The organism is Brevibacillus sp. BD137, from assembly GCF_041644655.1.
In the GTDB taxonomy this organism is placed as follows: Bacteria; Bacillota; Bacilli; order Brevibacillales; family Brevibacillaceae; genus Brevibacillus; species Brevibacillus brevis_D.
In genome coordinates, this window is record NZ_JAOTNO010000002.1 from 47,624 (window position 1) to 72,310 (window position 24,687).

At 47.8% G+C, this 24,687-nt stretch carries 25 protein-coding genes; 20 read left to right on the top strand and 5 right to left on the bottom strand.

What is annotated here, in order from left to right:
* Positions 1–105: 105 nt before the first annotated feature.
* From ODZ53_RS03985 to ODZ53_RS04005, 5 genes are all read left to right on the top strand, one after another.
* Entirely contained in the window at positions 106–855 is a 750-nt protein-coding gene (locus tag ODZ53_RS03985) for an alpha/beta fold hydrolase (RefSeq protein ID WP_372676006.1), read from the top strand.
* A 7-nt stretch (positions 856–862) separates the two neighbouring features.
* On the top strand, positions 863–1,459 hold the full coding sequence (locus ODZ53_RS03990; RefSeq protein ID WP_372676007.1) for a TetR/AcrR family transcriptional regulator: 597 nt from the start codon (positions 863–865) through the stop codon (positions 1,457–1,459).
* 129 nt (positions 1,460–1,588) lie between these two features.
* Positions 1,589–2,251, top strand: coding sequence for a GntR family transcriptional regulator (locus ODZ53_RS03995; protein WP_372676008.1), 663 nt, complete (start codon positions 1,589–1,591; stop codon positions 2,249–2,251).
* Positions 2,252–2,262: 11 nt separating this feature from the next.
* Positions 2,263–3,600 carry a serine hydroxymethyltransferase gene (locus tag ODZ53_RS04000; RefSeq protein ID WP_372676009.1) on the top strand — a complete coding sequence of 446 codons (1,338 nt, stop codon included), beginning with the start codon at positions 2,263–2,265 and terminating at the stop codon, positions 3,598–3,600.
* 146 nt (positions 3,601–3,746) lie between these two features.
* The gene (locus ODZ53_RS04005) at positions 3,747–4,235 is read left to right on the top strand and encodes a MarR family winged helix-turn-helix transcriptional regulator (RefSeq protein WP_372676010.1); all 489 of its coding nucleotides are present in this window, start codon (positions 3,747–3,749) and stop codon (positions 4,233–4,235) included.
* 12 nt (positions 4,236–4,247) lie between these two features.
* On the opposite strand, the gene ODZ53_RS04010 is transcribed toward ODZ53_RS04005, so the two are convergent.
* Positions 4,248–5,144 carry an NAD-dependent epimerase/dehydratase family protein gene (locus ODZ53_RS04010; RefSeq protein WP_372676011.1) on the bottom strand — a complete coding sequence of 299 codons (897 nt, stop codon included), beginning with the start codon at positions 5,142–5,144 and terminating at the stop codon, positions 4,248–4,250.
* Positions 5,145–5,345: 201 nt separating this feature from the next.
* Here ODZ53_RS04010 and ODZ53_RS04015 point away from each other — a divergent pair, with 201 nt between their 5' ends.
* The 7 genes from ODZ53_RS04015 to ODZ53_RS04045 all read left to right on the top strand — a co-directional run bounded on the left by ODZ53_RS04015 (position 5,346) and on the right by ODZ53_RS04045 (position 12,566).
* The gene (locus ODZ53_RS04015; protein ID WP_267970102.1) at positions 5,346–6,332 is read left to right on the top strand and encodes a substrate-binding domain-containing protein; all 987 of its coding nucleotides are present in this window, start codon (positions 5,346–5,348) and stop codon (positions 6,330–6,332) included.
* Positions 6,333–6,396: 64 nt separating this feature from the next.
* Positions 6,397–7,365: a sugar phosphate isomerase/epimerase family protein gene (locus ODZ53_RS04020; protein ID WP_372676012.1), complete on the top strand. Its 969-nt coding sequence runs from the start codon at positions 6,397–6,399 to the stop codon at positions 7,363–7,365.
* A gap of 11 nt (positions 7,366–7,376) precedes the next feature.
* Positions 7,377–8,435 carry a Gfo/Idh/MocA family protein gene (locus ODZ53_RS04025; protein WP_372676013.1) on the top strand — a complete coding sequence of 353 codons (1,059 nt, stop codon included), beginning with the start codon at positions 7,377–7,379 and terminating at the stop codon, positions 8,433–8,435.
* A gap of 23 nt (positions 8,436–8,458) precedes the next feature.
* Positions 8,459–9,796: an ABC transporter substrate-binding protein gene (locus ODZ53_RS04030; RefSeq protein ID WP_372676014.1), complete on the top strand. Its 1,338-nt coding sequence runs from the start codon at positions 8,459–8,461 to the stop codon at positions 9,794–9,796.
* A 108-nt stretch (positions 9,797–9,904) separates the two neighbouring features.
* Positions 9,905–11,215 (top strand): carbohydrate ABC transporter permease, encoded by a 1,311-nt coding sequence (locus ODZ53_RS04035; RefSeq protein ID WP_372676015.1) that lies wholly within the window; start codon positions 9,905–9,907, stop codon positions 11,213–11,215.
* A 12-nt stretch (positions 11,216–11,227) separates the two neighbouring features.
* Positions 11,228–12,055: a carbohydrate ABC transporter permease gene (locus ODZ53_RS04040; protein ID WP_372676016.1), complete on the top strand. Its 828-nt coding sequence runs from the start codon at positions 11,228–11,230 to the stop codon at positions 12,053–12,055.
* Between the two features lie 19 nt (positions 12,056–12,074).
* Positions 12,075–12,566 carry an SRPBCC family protein gene (locus tag ODZ53_RS04045; RefSeq protein WP_372676017.1) on the top strand — a complete coding sequence of 164 codons (492 nt, stop codon included), beginning with the start codon at positions 12,075–12,077 and terminating at the stop codon, positions 12,564–12,566.
* Positions 12,567–12,644: 78 nt separating this feature from the next.
* Here ODZ53_RS04045 and ODZ53_RS04050 read toward each other — a convergent pair whose 3' ends face one another.
* Positions 12,645–14,054, bottom strand: a complete 1,410-nt coding sequence (locus ODZ53_RS04050) for a sigma-54 interaction domain-containing protein (RefSeq protein ID WP_372676018.1) — start codon at positions 14,052–14,054, stop codon at positions 12,645–12,647.
* A 232-nt stretch (positions 14,055–14,286) separates the two neighbouring features.
* Between ODZ53_RS04050 and pdhA the strand changes: the two genes are divergently transcribed.
* From pdhA to ODZ53_RS04075, 5 genes are all read left to right on the top strand, one after another.
* Complete coding sequence (gene pdhA, locus ODZ53_RS04055) at positions 14,287–15,354, top strand: pyruvate dehydrogenase (acetyl-transferring) E1 component subunit alpha (RefSeq protein WP_372676019.1); 1,068 nt, start codon at positions 14,287–14,289, stop codon at positions 15,352–15,354.
* Entirely contained in the window at positions 15,351–16,334 is a 984-nt protein-coding gene (locus tag ODZ53_RS04060) for an alpha-ketoacid dehydrogenase subunit beta (RefSeq protein WP_372676020.1), read from the top strand. Before pdhA ends, ODZ53_RS04060 begins: the two co-directional genes overlap by 4 nt.
* A gap of 17 nt (positions 16,335–16,351) precedes the next feature.
* Positions 16,352–17,656: a dihydrolipoamide acetyltransferase family protein gene (locus ODZ53_RS04065; RefSeq protein WP_372676021.1), complete on the top strand. Its 1,305-nt coding sequence runs from the start codon at positions 16,352–16,354 to the stop codon at positions 17,654–17,656.
* Positions 17,657–19,087, top strand: coding sequence for a dihydrolipoyl dehydrogenase (gene lpdA / locus ODZ53_RS04070; RefSeq protein WP_372676022.1), 1,431 nt, complete (start codon positions 17,657–17,659; stop codon positions 19,085–19,087).
* A gap of 145 nt (positions 19,088–19,232) precedes the next feature.
* On the top strand, positions 19,233–19,583 hold the full coding sequence (locus ODZ53_RS04075; protein WP_372676023.1) for a VOC family protein: 351 nt from the start codon (positions 19,233–19,235) through the stop codon (positions 19,581–19,583).
* A 71-nt stretch (positions 19,584–19,654) separates the two neighbouring features.
* Here ODZ53_RS04075 and ODZ53_RS04080 read toward each other — a convergent pair whose 3' ends face one another.
* The gene (locus ODZ53_RS04080) at positions 19,655–20,239 is read right to left on the bottom strand and encodes an NAD(P)H oxidoreductase (RefSeq protein WP_372676024.1); all 585 of its coding nucleotides are present in this window, start codon (positions 20,237–20,239) and stop codon (positions 19,655–19,657) included.
* Between the two features lie 239 nt (positions 20,240–20,478).
* Here ODZ53_RS04080 and ODZ53_RS04085 point away from each other — a divergent pair, with 239 nt between their 5' ends.
* The 3 genes from ODZ53_RS04085 (at position 20,479) to ODZ53_RS04095 (ending at position 22,595) form a co-directional block, all read left to right on the top strand.
* Entirely contained in the window at positions 20,479–20,823 is a 345-nt protein-coding gene (locus ODZ53_RS04085; protein WP_372676025.1) for a winged helix-turn-helix transcriptional regulator, read from the top strand.
* Between the two features lie 30 nt (positions 20,824–20,853).
* Positions 20,854–21,837 (top strand): serine hydrolase domain-containing protein, encoded by a 984-nt coding sequence (locus ODZ53_RS04090; protein ID WP_372676026.1) that lies wholly within the window; start codon positions 20,854–20,856, stop codon positions 21,835–21,837.
* Positions 21,838–22,100: 263 nt separating this feature from the next.
* Positions 22,101–22,595, top strand: a complete 495-nt coding sequence (locus ODZ53_RS04095; protein WP_372676027.1) for a YdhK family protein — start codon at positions 22,101–22,103, stop codon at positions 22,593–22,595.
* Positions 22,596–22,695: 100 nt separating this feature from the next.
* On the opposite strand, the gene ODZ53_RS04100 is transcribed toward ODZ53_RS04095, so the two are convergent.
* The gene (locus ODZ53_RS04100) at positions 22,696–23,160 is read right to left on the bottom strand and encodes a GbsR/MarR family transcriptional regulator (RefSeq protein ID WP_372676028.1); all 465 of its coding nucleotides are present in this window, start codon (positions 23,158–23,160) and stop codon (positions 22,696–22,698) included.
* A 134-nt stretch (positions 23,161–23,294) separates the two neighbouring features.
* On the bottom strand, positions 23,295–24,686 hold the full coding sequence (locus tag ODZ53_RS04105; RefSeq protein WP_372676029.1) for a M14 family zinc carboxypeptidase: 1,392 nt from the start codon (positions 24,684–24,686) through the stop codon (positions 23,295–23,297).
* Between the last annotated feature and the right edge of the window lies 1 nt (position 24,687).

Below are 24,687 nucleotides of genomic sequence, written 5' to 3' on the forward strand. Positions count from 1 at the left end.
TTTTTCTTTTGTAGGGGGAATGCATTTGTTTTTTATTGACTAAACGTTCATTCAATAATAAACTGGGATCATATACCAAATCTACATTTCACGGAGGGATCACCGATGGATTTGTACTATGAGGTTTCAGGGGAAGGAAAACCAGTCGTTCTATTGCACAGTGGCGGTGCTGATTTACGAGATTGGACATTTGTCGCCCCGATTCTGGCGAAGCATTATCAGGTCATCGCTTTCGACGGACGAGGATGCGGGAAATCTCCGTCTCCAATAGAGACAGCGAACTACGTCGATGATTTGCTTTCCGTCATGGACCACTTCCAGCTGGACGAAGCCACGCTCGTAGGACATTCGATAGGCGGACGAATTGCAACAGATTTTGCGCTGACTTATCCGCAAAGAGTGAGCAAGCTCGTGCTGATTGCTCCAAGTTTGACAGGGTATACACCGAGTCAACCGTTCACGGAATGGATGAAGAAAATCCAAGAAGCACCGGATGTTGACCGTATGGTAGAGCTTTCCTTATCGGCCTGCCCGTATCGCGTCGTAATGGCAAGTCCACAGAAGGACTTCATGGTTGAGATGGCGAAGCATAATCTAGCAAAAATGTTAGAGTGGGCGACGTGGGAGTCCGTATGGCCGCAGCCGCCTTCGATAGAGCGGCTCAAAGAATTAGCCAATCAAACATGCTTGATAATCGGTATGGAAGATGCCCTGGATGCGAAACGGATGGCTGAATATTTTAAAGAAGTTTTACCAGAGAGAAGATTTATTGAGATTACGGGTGCCGATCATAAGCCAACGTTGACGCATCCAGAAGAAATCGCTCGCGCTATCACTGAATTTTTGGAGGATTGACTGAACCGTGCCCCGTACCCCAGCTGAAAATGAGCGCATTCGCCAAGCTGCAAAAGACAAAATCCATGCAGCCGCGATGACGCTCTTCATAAAAAAAGGCTACCACGCGACCTCAATCGACGATGTAGCCAAACAGGCCCAGATATCAAAGGGACTGCTTTACAATTATTACAAAGGAAAAGAAGAGCTCCTCGCCGCGATGGTCCAGGTACGGATCGAGGAAGTAAAAGAAGTGATGGAGGCTGCGACTCAGCTTGCAACGCCGCACAAACAGCTGCGCCATATTATCGACGGTGCCCTTGATAACGTCTACCAGCGACCGGATGTCTATCGTTTTTACTTGAATTTGCAGACGCAGCCCGAAGATGATCGCGTACTTGCTTCTTACAGAGAGCAATTAAATGAGGAGTCACTCAGGCAGTTTGAAGTCCAGTGCCGAATTTTCAAACAGTTAGGCGTAAAGCAGCCCAGATTGAGATCGCTCTATTTTTCATCGGCGCTCCAAGGCGCAATGTTGATGATGACGACTTATTCGGAAGGGTTTCCGGTTGAAGAGATGAAGGAGCAGCTGATACGGGAGTATTGTAGCACTCCGGCAGAATGATAGAGTTACGTTCAATAATGAAGAGGCTATCCCATTCGTAAATGTTACTGGTGGGGGTAGCCTCCTCTACCTTCGTGTGTCTAAATATTTAAAATTGACAGATAATAATAAAACCAATATATTGGTTTTATGGACACGAACCTAATCAAACAAATCGAACGCCCCACATTACGCGAACAAGTATACCAAGGGTTGAAGAAAGCGATCATCATGCTGGAGCTAAAGCCAGGACAACGAGTCAACGACAACGAATTGGCGGCTTTATTTGGCGTGAGTCGAACACCTGTGAGAGAAGCGCTCAAACGGTTGGAGGACGAAGGACTTATTGAATCCGTTCCGGGCTCTCTCACACGGGTAACACCCTTACTGGAAAAGGAGGCGAAGCACGCTTTTCCTGTTGTTGCGGCCTTGCACGGGTTGGCAGCACGATTGGCGATGCCATTTGAATCAGAGGTCATCCGTAGTCTGGAGCAATGGAATGAAAAGCTACAGGTCGCGCTCGAACAGCAAGATGTGATCAAAGCGATTGATGCAGATGACGGCTTTCACGACGTGATCCTCGAGGCTGCGGGGAATCGTGAAATCTACCTGGCACTTGAGCGAGTTGTACCAAAAATTCGGCGTTTGGAATTTGCTCGGTTTGGCTCCTTAGAAGGGGTGGAATCAGTAGAACAGCATCGCAGAATCATCGAAGCGATTCGGGACAACAACAGCCAGCTTGCCTCTTCTTTGATGGAAGAAAACTGGATCAACCTCGGCAGATTGCTTACGGACCATTCCAAAAATGAATAGGGGGTAATAGCATGAGTACGGTTGAAAAGAAGGGGGAAGTACATGATTCGCGTGTTCTGCAATGGGCACGATCCATTATCGAAGAGAGTCCGTCCCACCGTCTGATTCAGAAAGAGATCGTGAATGCTGTCAACCGCAATGCGATATGGCGAGGCGAGGAATGTTTGAATTTGCTCGCACCAGAAGCACCTACCACGCCTATCGTACGTCAATTGCTTGCTTCTGAGGTTGGGACTCGCGCTGCGGAAGGACATATCGGGAGCACGCAGAGATGGTTCGCTGGCACGAAATATATCGATGAGATCGAAGCGTTATGTGTTGAGCTGTTGAAAAAAGTATTCCACGCCAATTTTGCTGACCATCGATTGGTAGCAAGCATGATCGGAAACATGACGGTCTACGCGGCATTAACGCAGCCGGGCGATACGATTATGACGATCGCGCAACCGTTTGGAGGGCATTCCAGCAATCGGGTGGACGGGCCTGCTGGCATTCGCGGTTTGCAAATTGTCGATGTGCCAATGGACCCCGTTGAGCTTACCGTTGATCTGGATGAATTCACGAAGGTAGCACGACAAGTTAGACCAAAGCTCGTTACCTTAGGCGCGTCCATGACCTTATTTCCATTCCCGCTGAAGGAAATGGCAGAGATCGTGAAGGAATGGGGCGGTCGCATTTATTTTGATGGCGCACATCAACTGGGTTTGATCGGTGGCGGTCAATTTCAGGACCCGTTGCGAGAAGGGGCTTGTGTGATGACTGGCTCTGCTGGGAAAACGTTTAGTGGCCCACAAAGCGGCATCATCGTCTGGAATGACCCGGAACTTTCGGTACCGATAACAAATGCCATCTTCCCAGCACTTGCCGCGACACATCAAGTCAACCGGGTAGCGGCATTGGCAGCAGCGGCGGCAGAGTTTTTGGCGTTTGGGAAGGAATACATGGCGCAAATTGTGACGAATGCACAAGCACTGGGGAAAGCATTCGATGAACGGGGAATTCGGGTGCTTTGCGCGCACAAAGGCTATACACGCACACATCAAGTCATTCTGGACGTAAAAGAGTTTGGCGGTGGGTACGAGGCAGGCAAGCGATTGGCAGAAGCGAACATCATTACGAACAAAAATTTGATTCCAGGTGACGGACCAGAGGATTGGGACTTTCCAAGCGGCTTGCGTATCGGGACGACAGAAGTCACTCGGTTTGGCATGAAGGAAAGAGAGATGGATACGATTGCAGACCTGATTGCCAGCGTGTTATCAGGCAATGAAAAGCCCGAGGTTGTCCAGTCGAAGGTGATCGAATTGCGCAGATCGTTTAGCAAAATGCAGTACTGCTTCCCAGAATAGAGTAGGTAGGAATAACACCGTATGCCGGAGTTCAGAACTTGGCATACGGTGCTTTTTCGAGTGCGAAGTGGACACTCATTCTTGACAATCTCATTTCATTTCGTAAATAATCGATTGATACCATCAAAGAATGGGAGTCTAAACGGATGAGTACAGACCATACAAACTCGGATGTTACCATTGATCAGACAACGAAAGAGCTGGCTCTCGTATTTGGTCAGTTAAAACGGATCGGACATGTTTTCAGTCCTTCGAAAGACCTCCGTCAGAGTGAATTGAATTTGCTTGTTCACTTGACCTACGTAAGTCCACCAGGAACGAACGGCATCAGAGTTTCCGAGCTAGGCAAGCAGTTGAAAATAACGTCAGCAGCCGTGACGCATGTCATTCAATCACTCGAACAGCTTGGGCTTATTACCCGCACCGTGGGACCTAAGGATCGACGCTCCATTCTCGTAGCCCCAACGAAAGAGGGCTTTGATTTTGTGGCAGCGAGAGAGCAAGAGCTGTTTACTCGTTTTCAGCAGCTGCATAAGCATCTTGGTACGGATGATGCACAGGCACTCATACGGATTTTAACGAAATCAATCAGATTCCTGCATACCTATCAGCATAGCGATGAATCACAACCATAGTTCGATGATGGACTATGGTTTTTTATTGTTTTGATAAGAACCTTGCTCCAGCTCTTTGCGGAGTGAATTCGCAGAGGGACTCCATTGCAGCTGTTGCTCCGCGCGTAATCCAGATATCCTCTGATTGATGCTCGCCCCCCAAGCGGCTGGTCCTAATGCTTTGGCCGCGTCCTCATAGCTCCAGGATCCGACTTTTTCTATCCCTGCTATTTTGGCAATCGAAGTCATGAGCTCTTTCGTCGTGATCATTTCCTTGGAAGTTGCATTGAATAATGAGCCTGGCTGTGCTCGTAAAAAAGCGCATTCGTAAAGCCTTGCCAAATCATCAACATCGATAGTAGACCATGCCGTTTGCCCATCATCGATGTAGTTGGCTGATTGAGAGAGCTTCGTTCTTTGAATCGTTGCTTGGACGAGTCCACCGCCACGACCGTACACAAGTGCAGGACGTATGACGATCGTATGAATATTGTGCTTGGCTGCTCCTAACACTTGCTGCTCCTGGTTCGCTTTCCATTGGAGAAATGGCAAAGGGTTGAGAGGGGAGTTCTCATCCACGACATTGTCGTACGTATCGTTATAGATTAGCGTTCCGCTCGTATAAATGAATGGCTTCCCTGTGCCTTCCAAACCATCGAGCATTGCCCTAACCGCCGCTACATCGAGTTTTTCCATATCAGGTGTGTGCGAGATCGCCGTATGGATGACCCCATCGAATTTTTTAACACTTTCTGTTAACAGGGTGGTATCCGCAAGATCGCCAACAATAGGGGTAAACCCATGTGAGAGCAACAGCTCCGCTTTTTCTTCCGATCGTACAAGTCCAGCAACCTGATACCCTTGGGACTGAAAATGCTCGGCGACTACGGATCCGACATAACCTGTTATTCCTGTAAGGAAAACATTCATGACAAAACCTCCTTTGCATACAATTAATTTAGTAACTAAATTATATGATAAATTATTTAACAACACCTTCACGATGTCAATGGCATTTATAATTAACTGAATATTGACAAAACAATAGTTGGGTGTTATTTTCACATTAGGAAAACGTTTACCCGTTACGTAGAAAGTGAGTGAAGAACCATTACTGTAACCATTAAAGACATCGCACAACTCGCCAACGTTTCCATCGCGACTGTTTCGCGCGTGCTAAACAATTCCAAGCCAGTCCGTCCAGAGCTGCGGGAAAGAGTTTTGAAAATCGTGCAAGAGACGGGCTTTCAGCCGAATGCGATTGCCAGGAGCTTGGTCAGCAAGGAAACCCGCATCATCGGGGTAATGATTCCCGATATCTCCAATAATTTTTACTCCAATCTCATTTACGGAATTGACAGCGTCATTAGCGAGTACGACTACAGCATGTTTTTGGCGATATCCGATGAAGTGGTGGACAAAGAGCTGAAGTACTTGCGCCTTTTCAAAGAAAAACAAATCGATGGTGTCATTATCGCGAGTATTCATTTCCTAGAGGGCAATATCCAGACATTGCAAGAGATTCAGGTTCCTCTTGTTGTTACCGGACACGATTTGCCCGGCTATCAGATTCCGACTGTCAACGTCAACAATGTGCAAGCCGCCTATGATGCTACGGCCTATCTCATCTCGCAAGGCCATACCAAGATTGCTTGTATATCTGGTCCACTGTGGGACCCGCCGTGCGGTCTGGATCGCATGGGCGGTTACCGAAAAGCCATGCGGGCACATGACTTGCCCATCCATGAAGGATTCGTTGTGGAAGGGGAATTCACAGCCAAGAGCGGTTACGAAGCCATGCGCCGTATTTGTGAGGAAAAAATCCGTCCGACAGCTGTTTTTGTCGCAACAGACCTGATGGCGGTTGGCGTCCTCAATTACTTGTACGACCATGGCATTCGTGTACCAGAAGACATCTCCGTCATGGGCTTCGACAATTTGGAGCTCGCCTCCCTTTCCCGCCCCATGCTCACAACCGTGCACAATGACCCGTTCATGTACGGAAAAGCCGCAGCAGAGCAGCTACTCAGACAAATCCGCAATGAACCTGTAGAGAGAATGAGCACCGTGCCACACCATCTCGTGGTTCGCCAAACTGTAAGCGCTCTACTTAAGTGAGGCAACAAGACTGACCATATAGAAGAAGCAAACGAGTTTACGCATTCAAAAGGGGTGAAGAGATATGAAGCTTGGCGTATTTACCGTTCTTTTTAGCGAGAAGTCGTTCGAGGAAATGCTGGATCATGTGAAGGCAGCAGGTTTAGAGGCGGTGGAAATCGGCACAGGCTGCTATCCGGGTAATGCGCATTGCAATCTGGATGAGCTGTTGGAAAGTCCGGAAAAAAGACGAGCGTACAAAAAGGCAGTAGAGGATCGGGGATTGATAATCAGCGCGCTGAGTTGTCACGGCAACCCATTGACACCAGAGAGAAGCTTCGCGCAGCAATCCCACGATACGTTTGTGAAAACGGTACAGCTAGCCGAGCTGCTGGAGGTGCCAGTGGTCAATTGCTTTTCTGGCACGGCAGGCGACCACGAAGGAGCGAAGTACCCGAGCTGGCCCGTTGCTCCTTGGCCCAATGAGTATCGCGACGTACTCCATTGGCAATGGAACGAGAAGCTCGTCCCGTACTGGCGCGAATGGACCGCTTATGCGACTGAGCATCACGTCAAGGTTGCGCTGGAACTGCATGGCGGCTTTCTCGTCCACACACCAGGGACATTGCTAAAGCTACGGGAACAGGTAGGGGAAGGGATTGGGGCAAACTTCGATCCAAGTCACATGTGGTGGCAAGGGATTGATCCGGTAGCTGCGATCAAAATCTTGGGCAAAGAAAAAGCCATCTATCATTTCCATGCCAAAGACACGTTTATTGACCAGGAAAAAGTGAACATGTACGGGCTAACGGATATGAATTCCTACGCCAATCTACATGAACGTGCGTGGTATTTCCGAACCGTAGGCTATGGGCATTCGCAGCAGACGTGGGCGGATATGATGAGTGCACTGCGCATGAATGGATACGATTACGTGGTGAGCATCGAGCACGAAGACGCCATCATGTCGATTGAGGAAGGATTCCAGCGCGCTGTTCAAAACCTGCAGCAAGTCATCTTGCGAGAACCAGTCCAAAATCTATGGTGGGTGTAGGAGGGGAGAAAATGACGAATCGACGCAAATGGAAAATCGGAATCATCGGTGCAGGGGGGATTACAGAAGCACACTTGGAGGCGATCAAGGAAGAACCGCGAGCAGAGGTAGTTGCCATTGCCGATATTTCCGTAGAAATGGCTTCCTATCGTGCGAAACGGCATGACATTCCGCAGGTTTTCACGGACTACGAGACGATGCTACAAGAGTCTGATGTAGATGCGATCATTGTTTGTGTCCCGAATTACTTGCATGCAGAAGCAACCAAACATGCGCTTGCAGCAGGCAAACACTTGCTGTGCGAAAAGCCGATGGCGATGAATACCCAGGAAGCAGAAGAAATGATCGAAGCCGCGAAAAAAGCAGACAAAATCCTCATGGTCGCACAAAATAACCGATTCCGAAGCGATTCCCTGCAAGTCAAAACATGGCTGAAGGAAGGAAAGCTGGGAAATATTTATCACGCCAAAACCGGATGGATCAGACGAAATGGGATTCCAGGATGGGGAAGCTGGTTTACACAAAAAGAATCGGCAGGCGGCGGTCCGTTGATTGATATCGGCGTGCATATGCTCGATTTGACCCTATGGCTCTTGGATCATCCAAAGCCTGTATCCGTCCTCGGGCAAACGTACGCGCAATTCGGGCCTCACAAACGCGGCTTGTCAGAGTGGGGAAGAATCGATGATAACGGGAAGTTTGACGTGGAGGATATGGCAGTGGCGATGATTACCTTTAAGAACGGATTGTCGCTTACGCTCGATGCAAGCTGGGCTTCTCACATCGAAGAGGAAAACGTTTTCCTTCAACTATATGGACAAGAGGGTGGGGCATCCCTTCGTTTATTGGAGAACCAGCTCACGCTTTATCACGAGTGGAACGGCGTAACTGCCTCGACAGAATTAACACCAAAGCCCCAAAAAGAACGCGTACTCTTATTCCGTAATTTCATCGACGCCATCGAAGGGAAGGCAGAGGTTCTCTGCACACCAGAACAGGCCTTGTACATCAACAAATTGATCGAAGCCATCTACACATCCGCACAAAAAGGGGAAGCAGTCCGTTTCTAACATGAGCATAGGGGGTTACTTAGATGAAAGTTGCAAAAAGACTTACATCCGTTGGACTTACCTTATTAATGACCTTCGCATTGGCAGCATGTTCTTCCACATCTCAGCAAGCTTCTACAGATACAACCCCATCACAGCCTTCAACACCATCCGCAACCAAAACAGAGCCATCACAGCCCACAGCCGAAAAAATCAAGCTTGTCTATGCACGCGGAAAAGACGCGACGGATTCCACCAAAAAGCTCGTAGAAGCTTTCCAAAAAGCCCATCAAAATATCGAAGTAGAAATCCGTGAGATGCCCGCCGATTCCGGGCAGAGTCATGATCAATACGTCACCATGTTCAGTGCGCAATCGTCTGAAATCGACGTATTTGACCTGGACGTCATCTGGCCGGCTGAATTCGCTCAAGCGGGTTATCTTCTGCCGCTGGACCGCCTAATGGAGCAAGATGGTATCGAGACTGGAAAATACATCAAAGGGGCCATGGATGCCGGGAACTTTGGCGGACAGCAATGGACCATGCCCAAGTTTATCGACGCGGGACTCTTGTTCTACCGCAAAGATCTCGTATCCGAAGCACCAAAGACGTGGGATGACCTGATTGCCCAAGCAAAAGCCACGAAGGGCAAGGGCGGCACGAAGTTCGGCTACTTGATGCAAGCCAAGCAATATGAAGGATTGGTTTGCAACTTTGTCGAGTTCAGTGCATCGTACGGTGGAAAAATTTTGGATGAACAAGGAAAAGTAGCAGTCAACAATCCGGCTACGATCAAAGGATTGAAAAAAATGATCGAGGTCGTCAAATCCGATTTCGTCCCAACCAATATCACCACATTCATGGAGCCGGAATCCCATACGGCCTTCCTTGAGGGGCAGGCAGCGTTTATCCGCAACTGGCCGTATCAGTTCGCGTTGGCGCAGGATCAGGCCCAGTCCAAAATCGTCGATCAAGTCGCGATCGCTCCACTGCCAGCAGGCGATGCAGGCTCCGCAGCAGCACTCGGCGGTTGGATGGGAGGAATCAACAAGTTCTCGAAGCACCCGAAAGAAGCATGGGAATTCCTCAAATTCATGACAGGTCCAGAGGGTCAGAAAATATCCGCGATAGAAGGTGGGCTCGCACCAACCTACCTGCCAGCCTACGATGAGGCCGATGTTCAAAAAGCCAGTCCGTTGTTCGCCAACAAAGATTTCGTCGATGGCGTAAGCGCTGCTGTATCTCGTCCAACGACTCCGATTTATCCGAAAATTTCCGAAGTGATCCAAATCGAGGTGTCCAAAGCGCTCGCAGGGCAGCAAACAGCCGAGCAGGCGGTGCAAAACATGGAATCGCAAATGAACGATCTGATGAAAAAATAAGTAGCACCACGTGGGGCTTCCAAGGGAGTCAAACCGGCTTCCTTGGAAGTTGCCCAACGATCTGGCAAGCACAAGCAAGCTTCTAGCGGGAAGGAAGGTGGTGAACGGATGATTCGATCAACGAAAAGGACTCTCTCAGAAAAACAGATGGGGTATTTGCTGATTTTTCCTGCACTGCTCATCATACTTGTTATCGCGATTTGGCCTGTCATGCGATCCTTTTGGATCAGTCTGCACGACATCCGGTTGAACGACCCGACGAAATCAGAGATTCACTCTTCATACGGATTAGATATGGAGCGATATGTCAGCACGTTACCCAATCTGCTCCGGTATGTAAAGAGGGAGGCGGACTCCGCAGAAGGGTCATCAAAGGAAAAATTGAACGCGCTCCAAGCGCAAATCGAGCAATTGAACACTTCCCTCAACCAAACAGGCGAGATCGCGAGCCGATACCAAATGATCGACCAGCTATTGCTGGATTTTAAACCAGTCCCGACCGAGCTCAAATATGTGAGCCTCTCGAACGAACAAACAGAATCTATCAAAACCAGCTTGGCAAAAGTCAGAGAAGTGCTTTTGCAAATGAGTGAACAAAAGCTGCTTTCGAAGCCAGAGGGTGCTCTTGGCGTGATCCAAGGCATTGAAGCTTCGATTATCGAGCCCAACTTTGTTGGTCTTGCCTACTACAAGAAGTTTTTAACGGACGCCCGGATGTGGGGAGCTCTGTACAATACGGCATTTTTTACCGTTATCTCCGTTGTCATTGAATTAGTGCTCGGTATATTGATTGCATTGTTGATCAATCGACCTTTTCACGGTAGGAGTCTTGTACGAGCTACGGTGTTAATTCCGTGGGCGATTCCGACTGTCATCTCTGCGATGATGTGGAAGTATTTGTACGACGGGCAAAATGGCATCGTTGCCTATCTTTTTGAGCAGGCAGGGTTGATCTCAGATATGGGGATGCTTCTGACGACCAAGGCTGGAGCCATGTTTTCCGTCATTTTGGCAGATGTGTGGAAGACGACCCCATTCATGGCCTTGCTCATTTTCGCTGGCCTGCAAACGATCCCGCAAAGCTTGTATGAAGCAGCTTCTGTCGACGGTGCCACCCGCACCCAGCAATTTTTTCGAATTACACTTCCAATGCTGAAATCAACCATTCTGGTAGCGCTATTGTTCCGTACACTTGATGCGTTCCGTGTTTTTGACCTGATTTACACGCTGACAGGTGGGGCCCCCGGGAATTCGACCGAGACCATTTCCATTTACGCGTACAAAACGATGTTTGCTCAAATGAGCTTTGGGGAAGGCTCGGCGCTTGCCGTCATTGTCTTTTTGTGTGTGGCGCTGATCTCCATTGGCTATGTGAAAATATTGGGAGCTGATCTGCTGAGTGATGGCAGTGGAAAATAAGGAGGTGATTGGATGCGTAAACATACGGGTCCCTTGTTTTACGTGGGTCTACTGCTCTTCGTTTTTCTTGTGATGTTCCCGTTTTTATGGATTCTCCTCGCAGCATTGAAGCCACCAGCGGAGCTGTTTGGAGAGAGTGCCTTTCATTTTATCATCCAAAATCCTTCGTTTGACAACTTTGTCCGCGTCTTCACGGAAAGACCGTTTGCCCGTTACTTGTGGAATTCAACTGTCGTGGCGACGTTAACCACGCTCTACTCCATAACGATCGCTTCCTTTGCTGCCTATGCAATTGCCTGGCTGTCCTTTCGGGGAAAAACGATTATTTTGGGTGTGGTACTGGCTGTGTCCATGTTTCCGCAGATCGCTACCATTTCTCCTATTTTTATGTTCATGCAATCGATGGGCTTAACGAATAGCTACACTGGCCTGATCATTCCTTATACAACCTTCGCGCTGCCGCTCGCAATCTGGAATTTGACTATCTTTTTCCGCAAAATACCGAGTGATTTGGGCGAGGCAGCTAAAGTAGACGGTGCGAGCATTTGGCAAACGATGACGAAAGTATTTTTCCCACTTGCTATGCCTGGGGTTTTTACGACCGCCATCCTCGTTTTTATTGCAGCGTGGAATGAATTTTTGTTCGCCTTGACATTGAATACGCAGGAAGCGATGAAGACTGTGCCTGTTGGAATCGTGATGTTTCAAGGAATGTTTACAATCCCATGGGGAGAAATATCGGCTGCCTCCATCATTGTGACGATCCCGCTAGTATTGATGGTGCTGATTTTCCAGAGGCGGATTATCTCAGGACTGACGTCTGGGGCAGTAAAAGAATAAAAGGGAGTCATTCGATCATTTGTCTCGCAAATGTGATTGTGATACGGTGGAAGCAGCATTCAGAAAGAGAGTTGACGGACGCATGAATAATCTCACAAAATTTCAGATTAACAGATCTGCACAAGAAGTGTTCGAAGCATTCGTGGACCCTGAGAAAATCGGCAACTTCTGGTTCTCTTCCAGCTCGGCAAGGTGGGAAGAAGGGAAGAACATTACGTTATTCTACGATATTTACAACGCAAAAGTAGGGATTACCGTTCACGAAATCGAAGTGAACAAACGAATCGTTTTCCAGTGGGCGGGAGAAGAAAATACCGTATCGATTACGTTAAACGAGTTAGATAAAGCCTCGACGATTATTGAAGTGAACGAAGAGGGTTTTCAAGAAAATGATCCAATGCTCCTGCAAAAAATGATCGACAATAAAGAAGGCTGGGTGTACGTCTTAAGCTGTTTGAAGGGGTATCTGGAGCATGGGATCAACACATTAAGAGAAGGGCTTGTGAGATAGGCCCAGATGTTTTGCGAGACCATACTCTGAAATAACGAGAAAGCCCGAACCAACGTGTATCGGGCTTTTCCTATTGCACTATTTGATTCCGAGGCTGCGTTTTTTTCGCACGAGCGTGGATATGTTTACTTGTAGCTTATCCGCACACTGCTGCATGGTGTCTGTCTCCTTTAAGAGGCGTTGGATATACGCTCGTTCAAATCGTTCGACCGCTTCTTTTAGCGGCAACAGCTCATCCATTTTGGCGAGTTGGAGCGGCAGGGCTGTCTGTTGTGTATTGCGAATCGACGCCGGTAACTGATCAAACGTAATTCGTCCATTTTCACACATGTGGAAAGAACGTTCCACCACATTTTTTAGCTCGCGTATATTCCCTGGCCAATCATAATCCATCAGCGCCTCCAACGCATCTGTTTCGATGCGCATTTCTTGCTGGTACTTCCATTCGAGCTTTTTCAAATAGTAGAAAATAAGAGCCGGAATATCCTCGCGGCGCTCACGCAAGGGTGGTATGGTGAGGGTTAGTACGTTTAGCCGGTAGAACAAATCCTGACGAAAACGCTTTTGTTCGACCATCGCTTCCAAATCACTATTGGTAGCAGCGATGATTCGCATGTTCACCTGACGCGAGGTTTTTCCCCCAAGTCTTCGAATCCGTCCATCCTGCAACACATTTAAGAGCTTTACCTGTAAAGGAAAAGGGAGGTCTCCAATCTCATCGAGAAAAATGGTTCCTCGATCCGCCAGCTCGAACAATCCTTCCTTTGACTGACTTGCCCCCGTAAAGGCGCCTTTCTCATAGCCAAATAATTCTGACTCAAGCAAATGCTCGGGAATGGCCCCACAGTTAATCTTGATAAATTGGCCAGTTCGTCCACTTTGAGCGTGAATGTAGTTCGCCATGACATCTTTACCGACACCAGACTCGCCTAGCAAAAGGATGGGAGAATCGTTCGTCGCAAAGCGCTTGGAGAGTGAAGCAATTCGATGCATGAGCCCACTGCGATAAATAATCTGCTCGTCAAAGTCACCATCGGTTTGGATATGTTCCAGAGCCCTTTGATACGCTGAACTGATTTGACGTGTTTCCTCCAGCTCCTTCTGAAGCTGATTCAGTTCAGTGACGTCGCGCACATTTCCCACTACAAACAATAATTCCTTGTTTGGATCAAGCAGCGGGGTAGCTGTATTGATCGCTTGCCGACCGTTTGCATAATCGATGACAACACTATGGGTTTGTTTCGTCAAAATCGTACGTACAGCAGAAGAGTCAGGAACCAGATGCATTTCTTTTTGCTCCATGAAGCTGAAATTATTCAAAATGTCTGCGGGAACTCCCGTGATGTTCAAGTACGCCTCATTGTAAAGCAGAACGTAGCCGTTACGGTCACAGATCGCCAATCCGTCGTGGGACGTACTGAAGATGGTCGTCAGCAATTTTGCGAGTTCATGATTGTCACTGGCCTGAAAATACTTGGTTTGATACATCGAAGTCCTCCTATGTAGGCTTGTAAACGGAATAATCAGAATTGATCATCGATGCGCAAGTATGCATATGCAAAAATGATCATTTTCGAATGGTTTTGTTGTGAAATCGCTTTCAAATGTTTGGCATGCTACTTGCTCTTCTATAGGGACGAAAGCAGAGGCAAGACGAATCAATATCACATGATCGAAAGACACCGTGGTGTTTTTCATCGAAAAAGCGAGGGATGTTTCCATGTCTTCATTATATCAGGTATTGAGTCCAGCGGGTGAGCTGGTAAGCGATCTTAAGGGGCTTTTAGACGAGGCGACGATGATCAAGATGTATGAAAATATGGTGCTGGTTCGGCAGTTTGACCGCAAGTCGATTAACCTGCAACGACAAGGAAGAATGGGGACGTATGCTCCTTTTGAAGGGCAGGAAGCTTCGCAAGTAGGCAGCGCGATGGCATTAGCACCTGGAGATTGGCTTTTCCCAACCTACCGGGACCATGCGGCAGCGATCGTCCATGGTCAATCAATGGCAAGGGTGTTCCTCTATTGGATGGGACACATGGAAGGGAGTATCAGTCCGAAACATTTGCACATCATGCCGCCATGTGTACCGATTGCGACTCAAATGGTTCATGCGGTAGGGACGGCTTGGGCGAGCAAGCTGCAAAACGAAAAGCATGTTAGCATTGCCTACTTTGGTGACGGAGCAAGCTCAGAGGGAGATTTCCATGAGGCATTGAATTTTGCAGGCGTACTTCAGACGCCGACCATTTTCTTCTGCCAAAACAACGGCTTCGCGATTAGCGTTCCGTTTTCACAGCAGTCTGCATCGAAAACGATTGCACAGCGTTCGGCCGCTTATGATATCCCTGGGGTTCGGATAGACGGCAATGATATCTTCGCTGTTTGGCTGACCATGAAAGAAGCCATGCAACGTGCGTTGGAAGGGAAGGGACCGACTTTGATCGAAGCGGTGACATTCCGCTATGGCGCACACACAACCGCAGATGATCCGAAGAAATACCGGGATCAAGAGAATTTGTCCGAGGAATGGCGTCAAGAGCGCGACCCACTCCAACGTCTGCGTGTGTATCTGGAGAATCAAGGGTTGTGGAATGAGACGAAGGAAGATGAGCTGATGGCACGGGTGAATGAACAAATCGATGCAGCTCTTGTGGAAGCAGAGAGCTATCCGAAGTCCAAACCGGAAGACATGTTCAAGCACGTCTACGCTGAACCATCGTGGATGGCAACGGAACAGGAGAGCGAGCTACTCAAGCCATCGAAGCAGGAGGGAATCCCAGCATGAAACGCAAACTGACGATGATTCAAGCGATCACGGAGGCCATGGATCAAAAATTGGCAGATGATTCACGCATCATGCTGCTCGGCGAGGATATTGGCGTGAATGGTGGTGTGTTCCGGGCGACGGAAGATTTGGTTCACAAATACGGTCCGGATCGTGTAGTGGACACGCCGCTAGCGGAGGCGGGAATCATCGGGGCAGCGATCGGTCTTGCCATGAACGGGAAAATTCCTGTGGTCGAGATTCAATTCCTTGCCTTTATTTACCCAGGCTTTGAGCAAATTGTTTCTCATGCAGCACGCATGCGCTATCGTACTCGCGGACAGTACCATGTCCCGATGGTCATACGCACGCCGTACGGGGCAGGGATTCGCGGTCCGGAACTGCATTCGGAGAGTGTCGAAACGTTTTTTGCTCATGTACCGGGCTTAAAGGTTGTGGCACCAAGCACACCTTATGATGCAAAAGGCTTGCTGATTGCAGCAATGGAAGATCCTGATCCGGTTATTTTTTTGGAGCCAACCAAGCTCTATCGGGCATTTAAACAAGAGGTTCCAGAAGAAATGTACCACGTGCCCATCGGAAAAGCGAAGGTCGTCCAGGAAGGCTCGGATGTATCTATTTTTGCTTGGGGAGCGATGCTTCGTGTCGCAGAGGATGCGGCGAAACAGATCGAGCGCGAAAACGGTTTGAGCTGCGAAGTCATTGATCTGCGCACGCTTTATCCGTTGGATCGGGATACCATCATAGCCTCGGTCAAAAAGACTGGACGCGCAGTTGTCGTACATGAGGCCCATAAAACTGCTGGGTTGGGTGCAGAGATCATTTCCATAATCAATGATGAAGCTTTGATATACATGAAGGCTCCCGTGAAACGGATTACCGGATTTGACGTGCCCGTCCCGCAATTTAGCATTGAGGATGACTATTTGCCAACGGCTGAACGCGTGAAGGACGGAATTATGGAAACGGCTACGTTTTAAGAGAAGGAGCGAGTCATATGGTTGAGTTCAAGCTTCCTGATGTGGGAGAAGGTATGCATGAAGGAGAAATCGTAAAAGTACTGGTTCGCACTGGCGAATCCGTTCAACAGGATCAGCCACTACTGGAGGTGCAAACAGACAAGGTGAATGCCGAGTTGTCTGCGCCAGTGACTGGCATCATTCGTGACATCTTCATAGCAGAAGGGGAAACAGTAGAGGTCGGCACAACCCTTCTCGTGATTGATGCAGGTACGGAAGTGGAAGTAAAGACGGAGACAAAGCATCCAGAAAAGGTCGTAAACTCAGATAAGACAGTCAATTTTACTCCAGCTCGTGCTGATCACCGCCGATCATTGGCCACGCCGTACGTTCGGCAGTTGGCGCGGGAAATGGAGCTGGATATCGAGTTGGTCACAGGTACAGGAGCAGCGGGACGTGTGACGGAAGAGGATTTGCGCCAATTCGCCAATCGATTGCAAAAATCAGCACCAGCTAAGTTTCCGACATCGACTACTGGCAATGAGCGCCTGTTGGAGGCAAGTACAGTACCGGTTGAGACGGAACCGGTTGTTCAGCCGAAAACAGGAACCGCTACTCGTGCAGCCACCTCGTCGCAGGGAGATATCGAACGGCTACCGTTAAAAGGCATCCGGAAAAAGATTGCCGAGCATATGGTGAAATCAGTGACAATCATCCCGCATGTGACTTCTGTCGATGAGCTGGAGATGGATCAGCTGCGTGCTTTGCGCGAAACGTTAAGGCCACATGCGGAAAAACGGAATATTAAGCTGACCTTCCTCCCGTTCTTTATCAAAGCGCTGGTCATTGCACTGAAGGAATTCCCGACGCTAAACGCATCAATTGACGAACGTACGAATGAAATCCTGCTCAAGCGCTTTTACCATATCGGGATTGCAACCGATACGCCTGAGGGCTTGATTGTACCAGTCATCAAGGATGCAGACCACAAATCGATTTTTCAACTCGCTGAAGAAATCGATCAACTGGCACGCTTGGCTCGCGAAGGAAAATTGACCATGGAGCACATTACAGGTGGCACCTTCACGATCAGCAATGTAGGGCCAATCGGGGGACTGCAAGCAACGCCAATCATTAATCACCCGGAAGTAGCGATTATCAGTTTGCACAAAATGGAGAAGCGCTGGGTCGTGCGTGAGGATGAAGGCGTTATTCGCTGGATGATGAACCTGTCACTTTCGTTTGATCATCGCCTGATCGATGGCGTGACGGCAGTACGTTTTACCAACCGGATCAAGGAGCTGCTGGAAGATCCGAATCTATTGTTTGCGGAGATGGTATAGATGGTAGTCGGCGAAGTAGCAGTCGAAACAGATGTAGTTGTCATCGGTGGTGGGCCAGGAGGTTATGCAGCCGCTATTCGTCTCGGACAGCTGGGGAAATCGGTTGTTCTGATTGAAAAGGAAGTACTGGGTGGGGTTTGCTTAAATCGCGGATGCATCCCGTCGAAAGCCTTGATTCATACAGCAGGCGAATACCACAAGCTAAATAGTCTAAATAAGCTTGGGATCCAGCTTCCGACAGGGAGAGCAACCTTCCATATGCCGAGCTGGCAGACGTGGAAGTCTTCTGTCGTTGCTCAATTGAACAAAGGGGTCGATTATCTCTGTCAGGCCAATGGGGTTACAGTCGTGAAGGGAACGGCGACATTTCTCTCGAGTGATCGGATTGGCGTAGAGACGGGTGGCGATTTTGAAACGTACAAATGTAAACAAGCGATTATTGCGACAGGATCACGTCCATTCATTCCATCGTTTTTAAAAACAGATGGAGAATATATTCTGGATTCTACTGATATGCTGGCATTGGATGACGTACCGGAAACACTGGCCATAATCGGCGGCGGCTATATTGGAATGGAGCTCGGGATGGCGTTCGCCAAGCTTGGATCGCAGGTGACCATCATTGAAGCAAGTGAGCGTATTTTGCCGCAAACAGCCGCCCATCTCTCTCAAGAAGTGCTTAAGCAGGCAAAACAGCTCGGGATGACGGTCAAGATCGCGACAAAAGTAGAGAAGGCTGAGGTAGCGAACGGAAGAGTCACACTCGTATGCACTTCGGAAAAGAACGGTTCCGAAAGTATCACTGCACATAAAACCCTCGTCACTATAGGGCGAGTGCCGAACACAGGGGAACTCGGTCTTGCGCAGGCGGGGGTAGAAATGGACGAGCGCGGCTATATTCCTGTGACATCAACTGGCAGTACGAACAAGGCGCATATTTATGCGATCGGCGATGTAACACCTGGCCCTGCGTTAGCCCATCGTGCGGCGAAGCAAGGGATTGTGGCAGCCGAGGTGATCGCAGGGCTGCCTAGCAGCGTAGATTCCCCTTTTGTACCTTATGTGATTTTTACTGAGCCGCAAATAGCTGGTGTGGGGATGACACGCGATGAGGCAGAGCTTCAAGGGTACAAGGTCAAGGCAGCGACGTTCCCTTATCGGGCGAATGGCAGAGCACTCGCCATAGATGAAGGAGAAGGTTTTGCTGAGGTGATAGTGGATCAAGAAAGTCATTTATTGTTGGGAATGCACATTGTAGGTGCCGATGCATCGAACCTGATTGGGGAAGGTGTACTGGCACTTGAGCTTGCTGCGCGTGTAGAAGATGTGGCGTTAACCATACATCCGCATCCCACTTTAAGCGAGGTATGGCTGGAGGCTGCCGAAGCGGTGTTAGGCCATGCTATTCATATCGTAAACAAATCAAAGTAGCTGTGAGCAAATAGAATGATCGTGAAACCTTAAAGATATGTGACGGATCTTCATGACAATGATCTGCCTCGGTGCCTATCAAGATTGGCATTTGCATGAATGTGCTACGCTTGAATTAATCTCGTGCAAAGGATGTGTGGTCATTATGAAATTGAATCACGTCAATCTTACCGTTACGGATGTTCCAGCTGCTGCGGGTTTCTTGGAGAAATATTTTGGCCTGAAAAAGTTAGATACGTCGGAGGATGCTCGTGGCGATAATTTTGGGGTCTTATTTGACGATAACGGTCTGGTGTTTACCTTGATGAAGGGTGCCGAAGTCCAATATCCCAAGACATTTCATATCGGCTTCATCCAAGAGAACGAAGAGAAAGTAAATGAAATCAATCAACGCTTAAAAGAAGATGGTTACAAAGTAGCATCGCCAGTAAGATCGCATGGTTGGACGTTTTATGTGAAAGCTCCTGGGGGATTTACAGTTGAAGTGTTAGCTTAATAGTAGCAGAGTGGAAAAAGCCTGCCTTTTCTATAAGAGAAAGGAGGCTTTCTTCATTTTATATCTCAAACTTATTCACTTTTTGTTTTCCCATAGTGGAAGCCCAGTTCGTAAGCGCGGTTATAAAGGTGATCGATATGGCCGGGATCATTTGATAAGGTATCATACAAGAATTCGACTTTTGAATCGGGGAGTCCGACATAATCGGCAATTCCGACATTAAGGTGGTGACGCATCATTTCGTCATAATTCCTTTTGGCAAATTGCTCTTCCGTTGCTGCTGCGAGACCGATCCACAATGCGTGCTTATGATGCAGTTTACGTGAGCCATAGGCAAACCCGTTGTTCCAGACGCGATCGATATATCCTTTCAACATGGCAGGCATGCTAAACCACCAGATTGGAAAAATAAAGGCTAACGCGTCGTGCTTTTTCATGCGTTCCATTTCAATCTCGACTTCTTCGGAATATTTCTTATCCCCATTGTTCCAATCTGGCTCATCTGCCTCCCATAAAACAGGGTGAAAACCAATACGATGCAAATCTAAAATTTCAACCTCATGTCCCGCATCTTTTAGACCCTGAACGAAACGTTCTGTAACGGCAAAGGTCAAGGAATTGGTTCTTGGATGGCTAACAACTGTCAGTACTTTCATTTTCATACACCCTCGATTTCGGTAGGAATTTGTACACCAAAGCCTCTCGCGATCAGTAGGCGATTCGCCATGTTCCTGCCCTCCAGTTTTACAAGTAAGTGGCTGGTATATCCGAATCATGCACCATATAATGGAAAGTGAAAAGTACGCACTTTTTTGTGCTTTCGATACCAAAAAGTAACATAGGAACAAAAAGGTTCCTGAAAAAATGGTAAGCCATGAGGGAGGATAGCCAACCAATGAGGCCAAAGCTCAAACATACATACCAAATTCCTTCTGAAGCAACGCTAGATGTTTTAGGTGGCAAGTGGAAAACCTTAATTTTATGTCAGTTATACTATGGTCCCAAACGAACGAGTGAATTGAAGAAACAAATGCCGGACATTAGCCAAAAAATCCTGACTCAGCAGCTTCGTGAGCTAGAAGAGGATGGAATCGTCATCAGGACCGTGTACAGCCAAGTACCGCCAAAGGTCGAGTATGAATTGAGTGAATTGGGAGAATCGCTGAAACCAATCATGGATCTCATGTGTGAATGGGGCGAACGTTACCTCCGGGGAGAAATACCGGGGAAAGAGCAATAAATATCGATCGGTCGAAGGAGGAACAATCACGTGCGTTCACCCTTGTTTCCACTTGCAGACCCTGCAAAAACGCATTTAGATACAGAGCTACTCAAGGGATTTGACAGAAAGATCAGAAAAGAAAAGGTCGTCAGCTGCCTCATCATTCAAGACGGTTATCTCGCCTACGAATATCATAAAAACAAGAAGCAAGCGCAAAAACTTCAAAAGATCAATTCTTGCACCAAAAGCTTTATCTCGGCGCTTATCGGGATTGCATTGGATCAAGGGCTGATTGCTGGCTTAGATACACCAATCACTTTCTACTTTCCCTATTTAGAGCAAAAGTCAGTCGATCCCGTTAAACGTTCCATTACCTTGTTTCATTTGCTCACGATGTCACCTGGTTTTGATTGGCCAGAGTTTGGCGAGTGGCAATCATTTCCCCTGATGCTCTACAGTCCGGATTGGGTGCGATTTGTGCTGGATCGGCCGTTGCTTGACCGCCCGGGAGAGAAGATGAATTACAATTCCGGTTGTTCTCATTTACTGTCTGCTATCCTGCAAAAAGCAACAGGCATGAGCACATACGATTTTGCCAAAAAGCATCTCTTTCAGCCTCTGGACATCGAAGATTCGTATTGGTATTCGGACGGACAGGGGGTTCATAACGGGGGAGACGGATTACGCCTTACTTCACGTGATATGGCAAAGCTAGGGTTACTCTATCTGCAAGGAGGTCAATGGCAAGAAAAGCAGATTGTTTCAGCAGCGTGGGTTCAAGAGTCGATTCAGCCAAAATTTTGGACATACGAGAGGATAGGGTCTTACGGCTTGCATTGGTGGAGTGATCGAATCGATCTAAGTAAGGATTGGACAGAGGACAACTTCTATTATTTTGCCCTTGGCTTTGGGGGGCAGTACATACTGGTTGTTCCTTCGCAAAAGATGATTGTTGTGTTCAGTAGTGAGCTCTACGACCATTCTTTGCGGCCACTTGCTTTATTCAGACAGTACATACTTGCAGCGAAATAGAACGAAAACCAGTTCAGGACACGAGCAGGTCCTTCGAACTGGTTTTCCTATTTACAGAAACAATTTACTTGGATGGTGCGTCTGTATGGACAAGAGCTTTACTGCCACGGAATTGCAGGCGATACAGCATCCAAACTCCTATGATGAGAATGGTTAGCAGGAAAAAGATGTTGCTGTATAACGAGCTGGATGCAAGTGGATAAGGAAGGTCTTGTGTACCCATAATACCTTTGACAGACAACAAAGAATTCGGGGTGTTTAGAATGAAAAAATGGAAACTGTTATCGCTCATGCTGATTACCGCGATGGGGTTAAGTGCATGTGGCGGTGCTGCTGCACCGGATGTACTGGAGCAAGTAGAGATTGTACCGAAACCTACATTTACAGTAGGGAGTGAAGTCATCTTGAAAGCAAGTCACCAACCGGGGATGCAAGGGGCGAAAGCGAAAATTGTGGGGGCTTATGCCACAACTGCCTATTCAGTGACCTATACGCCTACAACCGGTGAGCCCCCTGTGAAGGGTTATAAATGGATCATTCAAGAAGAAATCAAGAACCATATCAAGCAACCGTATAACCCGGGAACGGAAGTCGTCTTGAAGGCGGACCATGTGAAAGGGATGCTCGATGCATCAGGCAAGCTTGATACGGCAAATACAACGACAGTCTATATGATCGATTACACTCCCACGACAGGGGGAGGAGAAGTTAAGAACTACAAATGGGTAACGGAAGATGAGCTATCGCCAGCCAAATGATTGATGCCATCCTCTTATGAAAAAAGACAGCTTTGGCTTTTCAACGCCAAAGCTGTCTTTTCTGCTTTTCCATTGATACGATATTGAGACGAGCTAGATGTTACATGCGACGAGACTTCCACTCAGAGAGCATTTGATTGAGAGATTTCCTGTATAGCTCAATTGCTTCCAGCATCTCATGGAATCGCTGCATAACTTGCTCACTTTGCTTCAAATCTTCAATTTGCATTCCTTTTTCTATAATATTCTTTAATGATAGGATTCGCTCTAAACCCTGTATAAATTCTTCCTCAATTGCGTCTGGTGCCACGATGTAATAACTCACACGGTCGCCTGTCACACTCTTTTTTTCCGCGATTCCAATTTTTAAAAGAATGCGCATATTGGTAGATACACTTCCTAGACTGACTTGCAATGTAGTGGCAATCTGTTCGGACGAAAGGGGGTGCTGAGAGACCATCAACAGTCCAATAATCCGGCCAGCAATTCTGGATAATCCTTGATTTTCATGATGGAGAGCCATTTCTTCAATCAATTGCATCGTTTCCGCCGTTAATTTGTCCAACTTCAAGACTCCTTTTTCCTCGTTTTGCCCGATATCCATGCTTTTGTCTATTATACTATCAATAGTCATCGCTTTCTTCAGAAAATAACAAAAGAAAATGCGCCTGGTCTGCTGACAGGCGCTCACATCAATCCTTATTTTAGTGGCGTGGCAGTGCTATCATTGGTTTGACGAAGATGCTCCATTATCATCAAGGCTGAACCTAGCTGGACACCGCACAATTCGCGCAGCGGACGCATCGACCAGTTAAAAAAGGAGAGTAGCTCTTGTAAGCCTTGATCCAGCCATTTTTCTGATTCTGCTCGAATTTCTGAAAGGGTGATGTTGTCGGGCTGGGCATCCAGCATGCGGATCAGCATGCTGCAGCAGCATAGAGAACTCCATAAAGTGCGTAGTTTCAAGTCAAACATTTCAGCTACTGTTGCGAAGCGTGCTAAAGTTTCATCACTTTCAGCTGATTTTAAATGATGGGCTCGAACTTCCTCCATACCGATCAGAAAATCCTCTACAGATCGCTGAAATTTGGTTGGGATTGTTATGAATGCCTGTGCGCTTTGGTACTGTTTGGATAAAAATGCAAAATGCTCACCTTCCAGTTTGGCTATGTCCAGCGTAGCATCCTTGTAGCTATGAGTGGTTTCAGATTTATCTCCCATCCTTGGATCCGTAAACAATGATATTTCCGAAACAAGGCAAAAGGTATGGTAACGTGTCCCAGCATAATCGCGGGATGAGCCCCCCATGAGGATTGCTTTTGCAGGGTCTTCTCCAGTAGGCAGGATGCTTTGGTAGTAATCGTACATAGCAGACAGCTCAGGTAGCTGATAAAAACCGGGTTGGATAGGGGGCATGAATGGTGCCTCCGGTTCGCCGATCATCAGCGGTAATTGATGATCATGGGTCAGTTTTACGATCTGTTGGCACAATGCGTCGGGAAGAGGCGTCGATACATAATAAAACGTTCCCGTTTGATCGGAGCTGTGCAAGCTGTTGAGGAAATGCGGCTTGGCTTCATCAATCGCCCGCATAAATGCTACGGTTTCAGGAATGGGCTCGCTGAAGCTCAACGTTTTATACGCATACGGGAATGTCCATTCAACTTGTTCGAGCATACTGGGACGATAGTAGCTGCGGATGTAACGATCTGGAGAAAATGGGCCACCGTACCACCCCTCATTCAGTCTGCAACCATCCACATCGATTTCTTTGATGATATAGAAGGTATAATCCATTTGCTCTAATAGGGCAGAATCCTCACATAGCTTTTTGCTGAGATACTCTAACGATAGAGCTCCAATCGGTTCATTTGGATGCGGACAACCGACAAACAGCGCTCGATGCTGGCCATTTCCAATTCGTAGCATGTGGATTGGGTGTCCTTCTGTTGAGTGACCGATGGTACTGAGGGTAACAAGATGTGGATAGGCGGCTGCTAATTCACGGGAAGAGGTGTCCAATTCTTCAATAGTTAGAAAATGTGAGAAATCAGGCATTTCTTGCAGCAGTTTTTGAATGAAATTAGTCAAA